The organism is Lactobacillus isalae, from assembly GCF_947539375.1.
GTDB lineage: Bacteria > Bacillota > Bacilli > Lactobacillales > Lactobacillaceae > Lactobacillus > Lactobacillus isalae.
In genome coordinates, this window is the sequence record NZ_OX443569.1 from 2057014 (window position 1) to 2073764 (window position 16751).

Sequence of the window (16751 nt, forward strand, 5' to 3'; positions counted from 1 at the left end):
ATGAGAATTGATAAATTTTTAAAAGTTTCTAGATTAGTAAAAAGACGTACTGTTGCTAAAGAAATGGCTGATCAAGGAAGAGTAAAAGTTAATGATCGAGTAGTAAAGTCTAGCTACGATGTAAAGATCGGTGATGTTATTGAAATCGGATTCGGTACTAAACAATTGAAAGCTCGCGTACTTGACTTAAGAGAAACAACTAAGAAGGCTGAAGCAAGCGACTTGTATGAGCTAATTGATTAATGACAAGGGAAGAGTAAGGTGTTATATTAATAACAAGTGGTGATATAATTAAGATTTAGAATAATGAAAAGGCAGGGACACGCAAATGCAGAGAGGGCCACGACTTTATAATGCCTTAAGCGATGAAGAAAGATTGGCACGCTTGCGACGCAAGGCAGCTAGGAAAGAAAAAGAGGTTCATCGTGTACGGAAGAATCGAATTATTGCTTGTTTTGCAATTGCAATTTTGATTTTTGGACTGCAATTAATTATGGTTCATGTACAAACAGGTAGAATTAATAGTCAAATTCAAACGAATAAGACAGAATTAAACCAAGTTAATAAGACCAATAAAAAATTAAAATCACAAGTTGCAGATTTAAAAGATCCTGATTATGTGGCTAAAGTAATTCGCTATAAGTTCTATTATTCTAAATCTGGTGAATCAATTTATACTCTTCCTGAAAAAGAGGAGGATTATTAGTGAAGTTTCCAATTGGATTAAGACTTAACGCTAAAATTAACAATATTACCAAACTTGGATTTTTTGTAACGCTTCCTCACCATCATCATGGATTGATTTTTTATAAAGACTTTGGTGATAAATGGGAAAGTGCAAAAAACAAGTATAGCATTGGAGATGAAGTACGAGTGGTGATTATAAACAATCACCAAGGAAAAATTTCACTATCATTAAGCCAAGTGAACAATCCCGATTTAGTTGATCCAACTAATGACTTTAAGGATAGTGAAGACTTTACTCCATTAGTAAAATTAGTAGCAGATTCTACTAAGAAAATAGCAGATTTAAAGAATTCAATTGAGCAAAGTGACCAATAATGGTCACTTTTTTAATCTAAAAATGACAAAATTTACAGATTTTTTTACTGAAAATAACATCGAAATTAAAAATAAAAAATTTTTACTAGCGGCTAGTGGAGGTCCTGATTCGGTCGCATTATTACATATGCTAGTTGATTTTTTGCCAAATCCGTCGGAGCAGTTAATTGTTGCTCACTTAGATCATTGTCTAAGAGAAGACAGCTATTTAGAGAGTGAACTTTTAAAAAAACTAGCTGCGATTTTTAAGGTAACGTTAGTAGAAAAGAAATGGCCAGTTAGACTCCATCCTCAAACTGGTATCGAAGCACAGGCACGAGCATATCGGTATAGCTTCTTAGCTGAAGTTGGTAAACAATGTCAGGCAGATTATTTACTTACGGCGCATCACGGTGATGATTTAATTGAAAATATTTTATTGAAATTTATTCGCTCAGGGGATGTGGAGGAGATGAATAGTCTGCAAATCGTTGGAAGTTTTGCTTCTATGAAGATCTTGCGGCCATTAATTAAGTATTCAAAAGATGAGCTTTTAGAATACGATAGGCAAAATAAACTAGACTTTATTGAAGATAAAACTAATTTTGAAGATGAAACTTTAAGGAATCGGCTTAGACACCATGTTGTTCCTTTACTGAAAAAAGAAACCGATTATTTAGTAGAGAATGCATATCGTTTTAGTCAAGAAGTTACTCTTCTTTCAGAATGTCAGAACAGTTTGTTTAAAAATTTGCCTTCCCCGCAGAAATTTAATCATTGCTTACGCGGAAAAAAGGAAGACTTAGCTGGTCTAAGTAAAAAGCAGTTAGCAGCATTTTTTGATTATTTGGTGTATAAAAAATGGCATCAAAGAATTCATTTTGATGAGATTCAGGATGATAAAAGTTCAATTTATAATAAAGAAAATTTGAAATTGATTTTTTATCAAAACTATTATTACTTGATAAATAAAAAAGAGTTAAGTCCAATTAGTTATGAAAAAAATTCTGTAAAATTGGATGAAAAATTTTCTTTTAATGGGAAAGTATATTTAATCTCGTTGAATAAAAAAACGCAAAAGTTAGCTGGATATTTTTATGAGAAGAAGGGAGCTAGCTTAAAATTTGGAAGTTTGCCACAAGGTAGTAAATTAAAACTAGCAGATGGAAGTTTAACAAAAGCTAAAAAAAAATTCGCTGAAAATGGGATTCCATTAGTAGTTCGACCATATTGTCTAACTGTTTGGCACGATAAAAATCCTGTTTATGTTGAAAATGTATATCAAAATCAGGAATACAATTCTAATTTTGTTCGCTATAATGTATATATTTATCCTTAAGTTTATGCAAAGTTCTATGGTAAAAGCGTAATTTGTGGTAAAATCGTTGGAGTAATTCCAAGAAGTGTCGCGGAGGTTTATAGATGAAAAATAGAAGAAATAGACTGCTTTCTAACGGTCTTTTCTATATCATAGTATTCGTGATCCTCTTGGCTGGAATCAATTGGGCTGTAGGTGGCTCAGGTAGTAATGGTTCCACAGAAAATATCCGTTATTCTCAATTAGTAAAAGATTTAAAAGCGGGTAAAGTCAAGAGTATCAATATACAGCCATCTAATGGTGTATATACGGTTACTGGATCTTATAAGAAAGCTCAAAAGGCAAATAATCAAAATAATAATGGATTTGGACTTATCCCAAGTTCACAAAGTAGTAATGAAGTAACGCGTTTCAGTACTACTATGCTTCAAAATGACTCAATGGTTAAGAACGTTTCAGATCTTGCCCAAAAGAGTGGAGCATCAATTTCTGGACAAGGTGAGTCTCAATCTGGAACTTGGATTTCCACTATCGTAATGCTTGTTCCAACCTTGATCTTTATTGTCATGCTTTGGATGATGATGAATCAAGGTGGACAAGGCCGTGGTGGTGGCATGATGAACTTTGGTAAGTCACATGTTAAGCCACAAGATCCAAGTAAGAATAAGGTCAGATTTTCAGATGTAGCTGGAGAAGAAGAAGAAAAGCAAGAATTAGTTGAAATTGTTGAATTCTTAAAGAACCCAGCAAAATATACTAAATTAGGTGCTAGAATTCCGGCTGGTGTCCTCCTTGAGGGTCCTCCTGGTACTGGTAAAACCTTGCTTGCACGTGCAGTTGCTGGAGAAGCTGGCGTACCATTTTACTCAATTTCTGGTTCAGACTTTGTTGAAATGTTTGTTGGTGTCGGTGCCTCTCGTGTACGTGACTTATTTGAAACTGCTAAGAAGAATGCCCCAAGTATCATTTTCATTGATGAAATTGATGCCGTTGGACGTAGACGTGGTAGCGGCGTAAGTGGCGGTCATGATGAAAGAGAACAAACTTTAAACCAATTGCTGGTTGAAATGGATGGTTTTGAAGGTGATGAAGGTGTCATTGTTATGGCAGCTACTAACCGTTCAGATGTTCTTGACCCTGCACTTCTTCGTCCTGGTCGTTTTGACCGTAAAGTTTTAGTTGGTCGTCCAGATGTTAAGGGACGTGAAGCTATCTTAAAGGTTCATGCTAAGAATAAGCCTTTAGCTCCAGATGTAGACTTAAAAGAAGTAGCTCGTCAGACTCCAGGGTTTGTTGGTGCTGATCTTGAAAATGTTTTGAATGAAGCTGCATTAGTTGCTGCTCGTCGTAACAAGACTGAAATTACTGCTTCTGATATTGATGAAGCAGAAGACAGAGTTATTGCTGGACCAGCTAAGAAAGACACTGTTATTTCTCCTGAAGAAAGAAAACGTGTTGCATATCACGAAGCAGGACACGCAATTGTTGGTTTGGTCCTTAGCGATTCTAGAACTGTTCGTAAAGTTACGATTGTACCTAGAGGCCGTGCGGGTGGATACAACATTATGCTTCCAAAAGAGGATGAAAATATCATCACTAAGAAGCAATTAATGGAACAAGTTGCTGGTTTAATGGGTGGTCGTGCTGGTGAAGAAGTAGTCGTTGGTGATAAATCTACTGGTGCTTCAAACGACTTTGAACAAGCTACTAACATCGCTCGTGGTATGGTTACTCAATATGGTATGACTGACGTTGGTATGACTGAGCTTGAATCTCCAAGTATGCAATCACCTTATGGAACTAAGCCATATAGTGAAGCTACAGCTGCTAAGATTGATGAAGCTGTTAAGGAAATTCTTGATGAAGGTCACAAACAAGCTATTGATATCATTAAGAGCCACCGTGAAACTCACAAGTTAATTGCAGAAGCTTTGCTCAAGTATGAAACTTTAAACGAAAAACAAATTCTTTCATTATTTAAGACTGGTAAGATGCCAGAAAATGATGAAAACGAATTTCCAAGTGAGTCTAAGGCTTCTACTTATGAAGAAGCAAAAGCTGCAATGGAAAAGAAGGATCAACAAAGAGAAGAAACTGAAAATAAGGATGATAAAGAAGACATTCATCCACTTCCTGATGATCATAAGAATATTGATGATATTCCACTTAATCCACCATCTGAAAAGAAAGATTCTGATAAACACAATTCAGATGAAAACAAGGATAATTAAGAGTTTATTGTAAGAGTAATGTTTATACTCCTTTCTAATACTGAAATTACAGATTTTAGAAAGGAGTTTTTTGGTATTAAGAATGAAATATTTAAGTAAAAAAGACAAAAAGATTTTAAAATTAAGCTTAATAAGTTGTTTAACAACTATAGTACTCTTTTTCCTTTTATCTACTTTGACAGATTGTAATCCAATCTTTGGGGGAGTTCTGTATAGTGGGGATTTGCCAAACCAATATCTATCCTTTTTTCAATATTATCGTCATTTGATGCTGGGTAATTGGAGTAGTGCGGGATTCAGTTTCCTTAATGGTTTAGGTGGAGATATGGCTGGTAATATTGGCTACTATCTTCTTAGTCCATTAAACTTTATTATTTTTCTTTTCCCAGCAAGCAAGATGAATATTGCTGTCTACATCATTATTCTACTTAAGTTAGGATTGATGAGTGGAACATTTACTTGGCTTAGCCTGAAGTGGTTTAGGTTTAAGTATCAGGCATACCCTATTTTCTTAGGAATTGCATATGGGTTGAGTGGCTACTCGATTGCTTATGCTGGAAATGTCATGTGGTTTGATGGCTTAGTTCTTCTTCCTTTAGTTTCTTATGCTTTAGTTAGAGGAATTAAGACTAATAAATGGCTTGCTTATAGTATTTTGCTAGCTTGCGCTATCATATTTAATTACTATATTGGATACATGATCTGTATCTTTTTAGTAATTCTATTTTTGGCATATACGATTAATAATTTTAAAAATCGTAAAACCTTTTTTCATCAATTTACAGGTTTTGCAATTAGCTCTATCATTAGTGGCTTAATTAGTGCCGTAGTTATTTTGCCTACTTTTCTTAACTTGTCTAGCAACAAGTTGTCTCAGGCTGACTTTAATTCAAATTTTGAAATTAAGACCTTGATTAGTGGTGGAAAAGCAGTTTCGAGATTATTTATTGGAGATACATACAATGATTGGGCGCCAATTTTTGTAGGTACTTTAGTTTTAATCGTATTTATCCTTTACTTTGTTGATTCACATAATTCAATCAGGGCAAGAATCATTAATTTAGTGGTTGGTCTTTTCTTTGTATTAAGTATTACTGTGCCAAAGATCTATTTATTCTGGCATGGTGGTCAACAAACTATAGCTTATCCATATCGTTTCGGTTTTATTATCGTATTTTGGTTCTTACTATTAGCAGCAAAAGAACTTTCTAATTTGAGCGAATATAAAGACGAAAGTAAAAAATCGCGTCTTATTGCAGCTGGAATTTACTTACTTGTAAGCTTAGCTACGGTATATATTCGTCGTCGAATTGGACCTTGGAATAGTTATGCATGGTTAGCTGTTTTAATAGTAGTAGTGTTTGGAATCTTAGTTTATTTCTGTGATAAAAGATTTGTTCGCGTAACTTTATTGCTTGTTGGTTTAATTGAATTAGCAGGAAACGCCTATATCGGATTAAATCACTTAGGAATGAAGAGTAGTGTCTATCCGGCTTATGTTGCTGAGAATCAAAAAATTATTTCAAAAATTCCAGTTTCTGATAAGACAGGTCGAATGGCTAAGAATTATGAATTAAATAATGACCGCGGTGAGGGTTATACTTTTAACTATCGCGGGGTAGAAGAGTTTTCATCAAATAATGATTCTCGAATTAGTTCATTGATGACTGATCTTGGTTTTTCGACTTTCCGTTACTTCTACTATTACCAAACAGGTACTGTAGTAACTGATGCAATTTTTAATGTGAAGACATTTATTAATAGCTCTTTAGCTAATCAAAGCGTTTCTCCAGAATATGTTAGCTATGGTTTAAGAGACGATTTAAGAAATCATCCTGTAATTTTAAAGCAAGGTGATAAGATTGCCTATAGAAATGAAACATTGCCATTTGCCTTCGCAGGTGGCTTAGCAAACAAGTTGAAATTTGAGGATGAAAATCCAGTTTATAATCAAAATTTAGTTTTAAATTCTTTAACTCAAACTAAGGATGATGTTTTAAGTTACAGTTCTAAAAATGCTAAGATCGCAACAAATAACGTGTCAGTAAAATACGATACGCTAAAATACAAAGTAACCAAAAAGCATAAGAAAATTACTAAACATACTGAACAAAAATATTTCACTGTTAAAAGATACGACGAACAACGTCCGGGTACTATAAGCTTTACTTATAATGATTTGAAGCCTAACCAAGTTGGATATATTCGTTTTAGTAAGAATTTAATGGATCAAATTGTTGTGTTAAACAGCTACCAAATGAAACAAGATCCTAAGTATCGTTTGCCATTGACAGTATCTATTAACGGAAAGCCGGTTCATCTGCAACAATATACTGATCAATTAATTGGCGTACAGGCAGATAAGGATGGAAAACTTACTGTTAAGATGACTTTAGATGGTAAGTCAAAGAGATTCGACTTTAAATATCCACGTTTTGTGAATATTAATCAGTCTGCCTTAAGCAATAAAGTTAAAAAGGCCGATAATAGATGTATGAAATTCTCTGCATTTAGAGATAGTTATGTAGCTGGATCAGTAAAAATTGGTTCAAATGAAAGCTTGGTAACTACTATTCCCTATAGTAAGGGCTGGCAAGCAGAAGTTGATGGAAAACCTGTTAAACTTAATCGAACTTTGAAAGTGTTTATTGGCTTGAAATTGAAGCCAGGAACTCATCAGATAACTTTGAAATATAAGACGCCAGGTTTAATGATTGGTGCTTTAATAAGTGCTATAGGAGTGCTTGCATTAGTAGCTTATACTTTTTATCTAAAGAGAAATAAAAGATCTGTTAGATCAACAACTAATGAATAAGTGAGATAAAGTTTAATACACCCCTCTAATTTTGCTTTAGAGGGGTGTATTTGGAAATAAGGATAAAATGAAACAGTTGAGCAAAGAAAATAAATACATTGTTAAATATAGCTGCCTCAGCTTACTAGTAACTATCGCGATTTTTTTGATTATATCTAGTTTGGCAAATTGTAATCCATTTTTAGGTGGAGTTTTATGGGGCGGCGATTTACCAGATGAGTATTTATCATTTTTTCAATATCTTCGTCGCTTGATTTTAGGTAACTGGAATAGCTTGCAATTTAGTTTTGCGAATGGATTAGGTGCTGATATGGCTGGTAATATTGGTTATTATCTTGCAAGTCCATTAAATTTAATTATTTTGCTCTTTCCAGCAAGTCAAATAAATCTAGCACTTTATGTGATAATCGTAGTCAAGTTAGGCTTAGCTAGTGCCACTTTTACTTTTCTAATTCTAAAATTCTTTAATTTTAAAAATAGAATTTATTCAATCTTTCTTGGAATTATTTATGGCTTAAGTGCCTATTGTATAGGCTATGGTGCTAATTTAATGTGGCTTGATGGAGTAATCTTATTGCCATTAATTGTCTATAGTCTAATTAGAGGGTTAAAAAATAGACGTTGGCTACTGTATAGTATCTTATTAGCATGTGCAATTATCTTTAATTACTACATTGGATATATGATTTGTATCTTTATAGTAATTGTTGCTTTTGCTTACATGATCAACCACTTTAAAGAAAAGGGCTTGTTTATAAGACAGTTAGTAGAATTTGCCATAAGCTCATTAATTAGTGGCTTGATGAGTGCGATGATTACGCTGCCTACATGGATGAATTTATCTAATAATAAACTTACTGAACACACTATTAATGAAGGCTTTAGACTGAGTCCAATTTCTTCAGTGGCTAAAAGTATCTCTGCCTTATTTATGAAAAATACTTTTAATGGCTCACCACTTTTATTTGTAGGTAGTTTAGTAGTAATTGTTTTCATTTTGTACTTTATTGATAATAAAAATACTAAAAAAGAAAAAATTACTAACTTAATTATTGGATTGATCTTTTTATTAAGCTTAGTACAAACAAAAGTATATTTACTTTGGCATGGAGGCCAAAAGCCAGTTGGTTTCCCATATCGCTTTAGTTTCATCATTATTTTTTGGATTTTATTGGTAGCTGCTAAAGAGCTTACAAGTCTTGATTTAAAGAAAGAGCAATTGTTGACAGCAGCAGGAATATATTTATTGCTCGGTATCTTAGTGGCAGGATTAAGACTGCATTATGGACATTATGACAACTGCTTATTAATATCACTTGCTTTAATCTGCATCTTTGCAGCATTACTTTATTTTGCTAATAATAAAATAATTCGCTACATTTTAGTGATAATTGGAGTAATAGAGATAGCAGGTAGTGGTTACTTGACTTTAAGTCAAATGGGGATGAAAAGTAACGTATATTCAAACTATATCAGTGAGAATCAACAACTTTTTGATAGTTTGCCTGCAAGTGCAAAAAAGAATCGAATTGCAAAAAATTATTTCTTGAATAATGATCGCGGTGAAAGTTACGCGTTTAACTATAAGGGAGCGGAGATTTTTTCTTCTAATAATGATCCAAAAATTAGTGAATTATATGCAAATTTAGGTTTATCGGCATATGGCTACTATTATTTCTATAAGACGGCAACAGCTGTTACAGATGCTATTTTTAATATTGGGACTTTTGTTAATAATTCCTTGCCAAGTCAAAGTATTTCACCAGAATATATTACTTATGGTTTAAGAGATGACTTGAAAAACAACAAAATTTTGTTAAAGAAAAAGCAATATACAATTTATCAAACGCCTGCTTTACCACTCGCATTTGCTGGTAGTTTGTCGAATAATCTAAAATTTAAATCGGATGATCCAATTTATAATCAAAATTTGGTTTTGAATTCTTTAACTCAAACACAAGGAAATGTATTAACTTACAGTTCTCAAAAAGCAGAAATTAAGTCAGAAAATAGTAAGGTAAAACAAGAAGAAAATACTCTTAAGATAACTCGAAATTCTGATAAGGCGGGAAGTGTTACATTTACTTTTAAAGGATTAAAGCCTAAGCAAGTTGCGTATATTCAGTTGGGTAAAGACCTGATGGGTTTTGCTGATCCAATGACTACTTATCGTGCAAGGCAAGCTGGAGAGGAAAAACCTGAACTAAGAATTCTCGTTAATAAAAAAGATGTACGACTTCAACCGCAAGTTAAACAATTAATTGGTGTTCAGGCTAATCAAAAAGGTCAAGTTCAAATTAAATGGATATTAGATGGCAATAAGCAACAGTTAACTAGTGAGCTGCCACGTTTAGTGAATATCAATTCTAATTTATTAAAGTCTAAAGTCACACAAGTTGATAGTAAGAAGAAATTGAGATTATCAACTTTTAATGACAATTATTTAGCTGGAAAAGTAAATATAGCTAAAAATGAAAACTTAGTTACTACAATTCCTTACAGCAAAGGTTGGCAAGCTGAAATAGATGGTAAGCCAGTTAAAATCAAACGGACTTTAGGTGTATTTATTGGTTTAAATATGAGTGCGGGTGAACACTCGATAGTTTTAAAATATAAAACTCCTGGATTGCTTATTGGCGCTGTAACAAGTATCATAGGTATAATCCTACTAGTTGTATTTAATTTTTATTTGGAAAAGAAAAAGTATTAGTCAAAAAGTAAAGTCTATGTTTTATAGGCTTTATTTTTTAGGGGAAAGAAAAAATGAAAGATTATTTAGTAAAAGCAATTGATAAAACTAAGAACTTACGATTAATTACAGTTAATGCCAAAGATCTAGTTGGTGAGGCACAAAAAAGACACGATACTTGGAGCGCATCTTCAGCTGTGCTTGGTAGAACCTTAATTGGGGGATTACTTTTATCAGCAGCCTTATTAAAAGATAAAGATGAGTTAACAGTTAGACTACTTGGAAATGGTCCAGTAGGAGCAACTGTTGTGACTGCAAAAGCAGATTTAACTATTAAGGGATATGTGCAAAATCCGCATATTGCACTACCACCTAAAGAGGATGGCCATATTGATGTAGCTAAAGCTGTGGGAGAAGGATGGCTTGAAGTAACAAAAGATCAAGGTTTAAAAGAACCTTATACAGGTCAAGTTCCAATTGTTAGTGGAGAAATTGCTGAAGATTTCACATATTATTTAGCAAAATCTGAACAAATTCCTTCAGCAGTTGGTTTATCTGTTTTTGTTGAACCAAACAATAGTATTGGAGCTGCAGGCGGGTTTGTTTTACAAGCATTACCAGGAGCAACTGATGAACAATTAGCTCAAGTAGAAAAAAGAATTAAAGCTCTTCCTAATCTTTCGACTTTGTTTCTAGATGGAATGACGCCTGAAAATCTAGCTGAAAGAATTTTAGGTACCGACTGTAAGATTTTGGCTAAAGAAGATGTGGTATTTTCATGTGATTGTTCAAAAGAAAAATACAGTAGAATTCTAGCTACCTTAAAACCAGAACAATTAAAAGAAATGATTGAAAAGGATCATGGCGCAGAATTGGTTTGCCGTTTTTGTAAAGAAAAATATCACTTTACTGAAGATGAATTAAAAGATGTACTTAAGAAGGCAAATTAAAGTGGTGTGTAGTAGATAGTTTTGCTATGATATTAGGGTATTTGAAAGGATGAGCAAGTGTGAAAAACGATAGTTGGAAAATTAGGGATGTTGAAATTCCTAATCGTGTAGTAGTTGCACCGATGGCTGGAATTTCAAATGCTGCTTTCCGAGTAGTATGTAAAGAATTTGGTGCAGGCCTAGTAGTTTGCGAGATGATTTCAGATCATGGAATTATTTATCGTAATAAAAAAACTTTAGAGATGTTAACAGTTGATCCAAGAGAACATCCAATGAGTATTCAAATCTTTGGCGGAAGCGAAGAAACTTTGGTTGAAGCAGCTCATTATGTAGATACTCATACTGCAGCTGATATCATCAACATCAACATGGGATGTCCTGTACCCAAGGTAACTAAGACTGATGCAGGAGCTCGCTGGTTATTAGATCCAAATAAGATTTATCAGATGGTTCATGCTGTAGTGAGAAATGTGAACAAACCAGTAACTGTTAAAATGAGAACTGGTTGGGATCAAAAACATATATTTGCTGTTGAAAATGCTTTGGCTGCCCAAGAAGCTGGCGCTAGTGCTGTAGCTATGCATGGACGTACTAGAAAGCAAATGTATATGGGTGAAGCAGATTGGGAAACTTTAAAAGATGTTGCAGATTCCTTAACTATTCCTTTTGTTGGTAATGGGGATGTTACAACACCTGAAAAAGCAAAAGCAATGCTTGAAGATGTCGGGGCTGATGCAGTAATGGTTGGTAGAGCAGCCTTAGGAAATCCATGGATTATTAAAGACATGGTTCACTATTTAAATACAGGTGAAAAATTACGTCCGCAGACAGTTGAAGAAAAGGTGGCAACTGCTAAAGATCAATTAAATGGATTGATTGATCTTAAGGGAGAAAAAATTGCTGTTCCTGAATTTAGACGTCAAGCAGCTTATTATTTAAAAGGAATTCCCCGTTCAGCGCGAACCCGTGCTAAAATAAATGATGTTTGGACGAAACAAGAAGTTTTTGACTTGTTAGATGATTTTGTGGAAAAATATGAAGCAAGACAAAAGCAAATTAACCAATAAAAGGAGTTTTTAGAGTGGCAAAGAATGAAATGAACGACCAACTAATCGCTCGTCGTGAAAAGATGGACGAAATGCGTGAAAATGGTATTGAACCTTTTGGTGTAAGAAAGTTTGATCGTCAAGACTTAGCTCGTACTTTAAATGAAAAGTACAGTAACGAAGATAAAGATGAATTAAATGCCGATATGCCTGTAACTAAGATTGCGGGTCGTATGCTTGCAAAACGTGGTAAGGGTAAGGTTGGATTTGCTGATCTTTATGACCGTACTGGTAAGATTCAAATTTATGTACGTAAAGATATTGTTGGCGAAGACAATTACAAGATTTTTAAGAAGTCAGATATTGGTGACTTTTTAGGTATCGATGGTGAAGTAATGAAGACCGATACTGGTGAGTTAACTATTCGTGCTACTCACATTACTTTCTTATCAAAAGCTTTACGTCCATTACCTAATAAGTGGGATGGCTTAAAAGATGTTGAACAAATTTATCGTCAACGCTACCTTGATTTAATTACAAATCATGATAGTTACATGCGTTTCGTTCACCGTACTCAAATTATTCAAGCTATTCGTGACTATTTGAACAACAAGGACTTCTTAGAAGTTGAAACTCCGGTTCTTCACAATATTCCAGGTGGTGCTGAAGCACGTCCATTTATTACCCACCACAATGCTTTGGATATTGATCTTTACATGAGAATTGCTTTGGAACTTCCTTTGAAGCGTTTGATTGTTGGTGGTATGGAAAGAGTTTATGAAATTGGTCGAGTATTCAGAAATGAAGGACTTGATACTAAGCACAATCCAGAATTTACTGAACTTGAAACTTATGCTGCATACTGGGACTTCCATGATGTAATGGATGAAGCAGAAGGAATTATTAGAGCAGCAGCTAAGGTTGTTTCACCAGATGGTAAGATCAACTATCAAGGTACTGATATCGACTTAGGTAAGCCATTCCGTCGCGTTCACATGGTTGACTTAATTAAGGAAAAGACTGGTGTTGACTTCTGGAAGCCAATGACTATTGAAGAAGCTAGAAAAGTTGCTGATGAACACCATGTTCACTATGAAAGCTACTGGAAGGTTGGTCATATTATCAATGCCTTCTTTGAAGAATTTGGTGAAGGTTCAATTGTTCAACCAACTTTCGTTTATGGACACCCTGTAGAAGTATCACCACTTGCTAAGAAGAATGCTGATGATCCGAGATTTACTGACCGTTTCGAAATCTTTATCATGGGTGCAGAATACGGTAATGCATTCTCAGAATTAAACGATCCAGATGATCAACGTCACCGTTTCGAAGAACAAATGGCTGAAAGAGAAGCTGGTAACGACGAAGCTGATATGATTGATGAAGATTATCTTCGTGCTATGGAATTCGGTATGCCTCCTACAGGTGGTTTAGGTATTGGTATTGACCGTTTGGTAATGCTATTAACCGATGCTCCAGCTATTCGTGATGTTTTACTCTTCCCAACAATGCGTCCTGAAAAGGTTGAAAGCGTTGATGCAGAAGTGCAAGCAGACTTGAAGAAGGATAATAAGTAATTTTATTGATGGACTGTCTTTAATGACGGTCCATTTTTTTGAAAAAATTTCTAAAAAAACACTTGCAATAAGATGATGTTTTGCTATACTAATAAATGTACTGCGGAAGTAGTTCAGTGGTAGAACATCACCTTGCCATGGTGGGGGTCGCGGGTTCGAATCCCGTCTTCCGCTCCAGTATAAAAGACTCACCGAAGTGTGAGTCTTTTTTGTTATTCGGGATGTGGCTCAGCTTGGTAGAGCGCTACGTTCGGGACGTAGAAGTCGCAGGTTCAAATCCTGTCATCCCGATTGAATATTATTTTATTAAAAAGTTCGTCTTAAGTTAGAAAGACGAACTTTTTTGTATATAATGTTCATGAAATATCAAATAGTTTACATTTACTAATTGTAAGTGTAAGATATTTGTCTAAAGATTGTAGTATGATCTTAAAAGAAATAAGGCGGTGCAAAATGGAAAAATCATATAGTGATAGTGCAAAGAATGTTCTTGAAATTGCTAAAGAGCAAGCACAAAACTTTCACCATCGAATTATTGGAACGGAGCATGTTTTGCTTGCTTTAGTAATTGAAGCTAATGGGGATGCCGGTAAGCTTTTGCGTGAAAGAAATGTAACACCAACCTTAGTGCGAGAAGAAATTGAAAGATATACTGGCTATGGCTCAAGTCCAAAAGCCACATATATGGAAATGTCGCCGCGTTTAAGCTTAGTTTTAAATTTTGCTAAGCAAAAAGCTGACGAATTAGGAACTCCTCAAATTGAGACAAAACATATTTTGCTAGGATTATTAGCTAGCGATCAAATTTTAGCAAGTTTAATTTTAAAAAATATTGGTGTAGAACCACGTGATTTAAGTCAAGACATCAATGATAGTTTCATGGATGGCTCAGAAGGTGAAGGTAATGTTTTGGGCATTTCTTCGTCGACTGGAACTAAAAAAGGAAAGTCATTGACACCTAATTTAGATAAGGTAAGTGTAAACTTAAATAAAAGAGCACGTGAAGGAGGAATTGACCCTGTAATTGGTAGAGATAAAGAGATAAAACGAGTAATTCAAATTTTATCGCGTAGAACTAAAAATAACCCTGTTCTAGTAGGTGAACCTGGTGTGGGTAAAACTGCGGTTGCTCAAGGAATAGCTGCAGCGATTGTGAATCATGAAGTTCCCGATAACTTAGCAAGAAAGCGAGTTATGGCTTTAGATATGGGGAGTTTGATTGCAGGAACCAAGTATCGCGGTGAATTTGAAGATAGAATGAAGAAAATTCTAAAAGAAATTCAGCGTGATGGTTCTGTCATCTTATTTGTTGATGAAATGCACACATTAATTGGTGCAGGGGGAGCTGAAGGTGCAATTGATGCTTCGAATATTTTGAAACCATCTTTGGCTCGTGGCGATATTCAGATGATTGGTGCTACTACTTTTGATGAATATCAAAAATACATTGAAAAAGATCAAGCTTTGGCAAGACGTTTTCAACAAGTTAAAATTGGCGAACCTTCAAAAGAAGAAACTGTGGATATCTTAAAAGGATTGCGACCAAAATATGAAAAATTCCACAATGTAAAAATTGAAGATGAGGCAATTAATGATGCTGTCGAATTTTCAACCAGATATATTGCTAACCGCTTCCTACCTGATAAGGCAATTGATTTGATTGATGAAGCAAGTGCAGCTGTGAAAATCCAAGCTGTTGGTAAAGTTGATCCACGTCTAACTAAATTAGATACGCAAATTAATGATGTGATTCATCAAAAGGAACAAGCTGCTGAAAATCAAAACTTTGTTCAAGCGGCTAAGTTGCGTGACGAAGAAAGCAAGCTTACACAAAATCGCGACAAGTTAATTGAAAAAGTAGAAAATAAAAATTCTAAAAAGTCTATTGTTGATTCTAATAAAATTGCACAAATTGTGTCTGAATGGACTGGCGTACCAGTTACTAGAATGAAGAAGAGCGAGACTAAACGTCTAGCTCATTTAGAGAGTATTTTACATGAACGTGTAATTGGTCAAGATAAGGCAATTAGTGCAGTAAGTCGAGCAATTAGACGGAGCAGAAGTGGGATTAAGGATGAGAATCGTCCGATTGGTTCATTCTTGTTCTTAGGTCCTACTGGAGTGGGTAAGACTGAATTAGCAAAAGCACTTGCTGCGGCTGTTTTTGGTTCTGAAAGAAATATTATTCGTGTTGATATGTCTGAGTATATGGATCAAGTTGCAACAAGTAAGCTAATTGGATCTGCGCCTGGATATGTAGGTTATGAAGAAGGCGGCCAGCTTTCAGAGCGTGTAAGACGCAATCCATATTCAGTAATTCTTCTAGACGAAGTAGAAAAGGCTCATCCAGATGTCTTTAATTTGTTACTTCAAGTTCTTGATGAAGGCTTTCTAACTGATTCTAAAGGAAGAAGAGTTGATTTTAGAAATACAATTATTATCATGACTTCCAATTTAGGTTCACGTAGTTTACAAGAAGATAAGACAGTTGGTTTTGCAGCTGATAATGAGGATAAAAATAAACTTCAACAAGAAAAAGTTGCTGCAGCAGTTAAGCAATTCTTTAGACCGGAATTTATCAATAGAATTGATGAGACAGTTGTCTTTGATAGTTTGACTAAGAAGCAATTGCGTGAGATCGTCAGCTTGATGACAGGTAATTTGATTGATCGTTTAGCTCGAAAAGAAGTTACTCTAAAAATTTCTCCAGCAGCTTTAGATGTACTAGCTAAAGACGGTTTTGATCCAGAAATGGGTGCTCGTCCTTTACGTCGTGCAATTCAACATGAACTTGAAGATGTAATTGCTGAAGATTTAATTAGTGAAAAGATTAAGTCAGGACAAACTGTAAAAGTTGGTGCTCATCAAGGTAAATTAAAATTCACAATTATTGATAAGGATAAGCCTTTAGTGAAAAGTTAGTTCCTTTTGACAAATTGTTAATAGAAGTGTAAAATACTAAACGTTTAAAAGGCTGAAATTCAGGATTTCGCTGATCTATTGTCCAGCGAGATGATAAAACAAAAACGACTATTACGTTGTTTTTGTTTTTTTGTACCCAAATTTTGACTTTTTGCAATTTGT

11 protein-coding genes and 2 tRNA genes are annotated in these 16751 nt (G+C 34.5%); all 13 read left to right on the forward strand.

Going from position 1 to position 16751, the window contains the following annotated elements; genetic code table 11:
• The 13 genes from QM512_RS09885 (at position 1) to QM512_RS09945 (ending at position 16589) form a co-directional block, all read left to right on the forward strand.
• Positions 1-243 (forward strand): RNA-binding S4 domain-containing protein, encoded by a 243-nt coding sequence (locus QM512_RS09885; protein ID WP_282805501.1) that lies wholly within the window; start codon positions 1-3, stop codon positions 241-243.
• 85 nt (positions 244-328) lie between these two features.
• Complete coding sequence (locus tag QM512_RS09890) at positions 329-706, forward strand: FtsB family cell division protein (protein ID WP_249563778.1); 378 nt, start codon at positions 329-331, stop codon at positions 704-706.
• On the forward strand, positions 706-1062 hold the full coding sequence (locus QM512_RS09895; protein ID WP_282805502.1) for a S1 RNA-binding domain-containing protein: 357 nt from the start codon (positions 706-708) through the stop codon (positions 1060-1062). Before QM512_RS09890 ends, QM512_RS09895 begins: the two co-directional genes overlap by 1 nt.
• 22 nt (positions 1063-1084) lie before the next feature.
• Positions 1085-2380: a tRNA lysidine(34) synthetase TilS gene (gene tilS / locus QM512_RS09900; RefSeq protein ID WP_282805503.1), complete on the forward strand. Its 1296-nt coding sequence runs from the start codon at positions 1085-1087 to the stop codon at positions 2378-2380.
• 83 nt (positions 2381-2463) lie between these two features.
• Positions 2464-4590, forward strand: coding sequence for an ATP-dependent zinc metalloprotease FtsH (ftsH, locus tag QM512_RS09905; protein ID WP_282805504.1), 2127 nt, complete (start codon positions 2464-2466; stop codon positions 4588-4590).
• An 82-nt stretch (positions 4591-4672) separates the two neighbouring features.
• Positions 4673-7405: a YfhO family protein gene (locus QM512_RS09910; protein WP_282806473.1), complete on the forward strand. Its 2733-nt coding sequence runs from the start codon at positions 4673-4675 to the stop codon at positions 7403-7405.
• A 67-nt stretch (positions 7406-7472) separates the two neighbouring features.
• Positions 7473-10115: a YfhO family protein gene (locus tag QM512_RS09915; protein WP_282805505.1), complete on the forward strand. Its 2643-nt coding sequence runs from the start codon at positions 7473-7475 to the stop codon at positions 10113-10115.
• A 53-nt stretch (positions 10116-10168) separates the two neighbouring features.
• A complete protein-coding gene (gene hslO, locus QM512_RS09920) occupies positions 10169-11044 on the forward strand; it encodes an Hsp33 family molecular chaperone HslO (RefSeq protein WP_282805506.1) in 876 nt (291 codons plus the stop codon).
• A 59-nt stretch (positions 11045-11103) separates the two neighbouring features.
• Entirely contained in the window at positions 11104-12111 is a 1008-nt protein-coding gene (gene dusB, locus QM512_RS09925; RefSeq protein WP_282805507.1) for a tRNA dihydrouridine synthase DusB, read from the forward strand.
• Positions 12112-12125: 14 nt separating this feature from the next.
• Entirely contained in the window at positions 12126-13667 is a 1542-nt protein-coding gene (gene lysS / locus QM512_RS09930; RefSeq protein ID WP_282805508.1) for a lysine--tRNA ligase, read from the forward strand.
• A 102-nt stretch (positions 13668-13769) separates the two neighbouring features.
• Positions 13770-13844, forward strand: a tRNA-Gly gene (locus QM512_RS09935).
• Between the two features lie 40 nt (positions 13845-13884).
• Positions 13885-13958 (forward strand) — tRNA-Pro (locus QM512_RS09940).
• 162 nt (positions 13959-14120) lie between these two features.
• Positions 14121-16589: an ATP-dependent Clp protease ATP-binding subunit gene (locus QM512_RS09945; RefSeq protein ID WP_282805509.1), complete on the forward strand. Its 2469-nt coding sequence runs from the start codon at positions 14121-14123 to the stop codon at positions 16587-16589.
• Positions 16590-16751 lie beyond the last annotated feature (162 nt).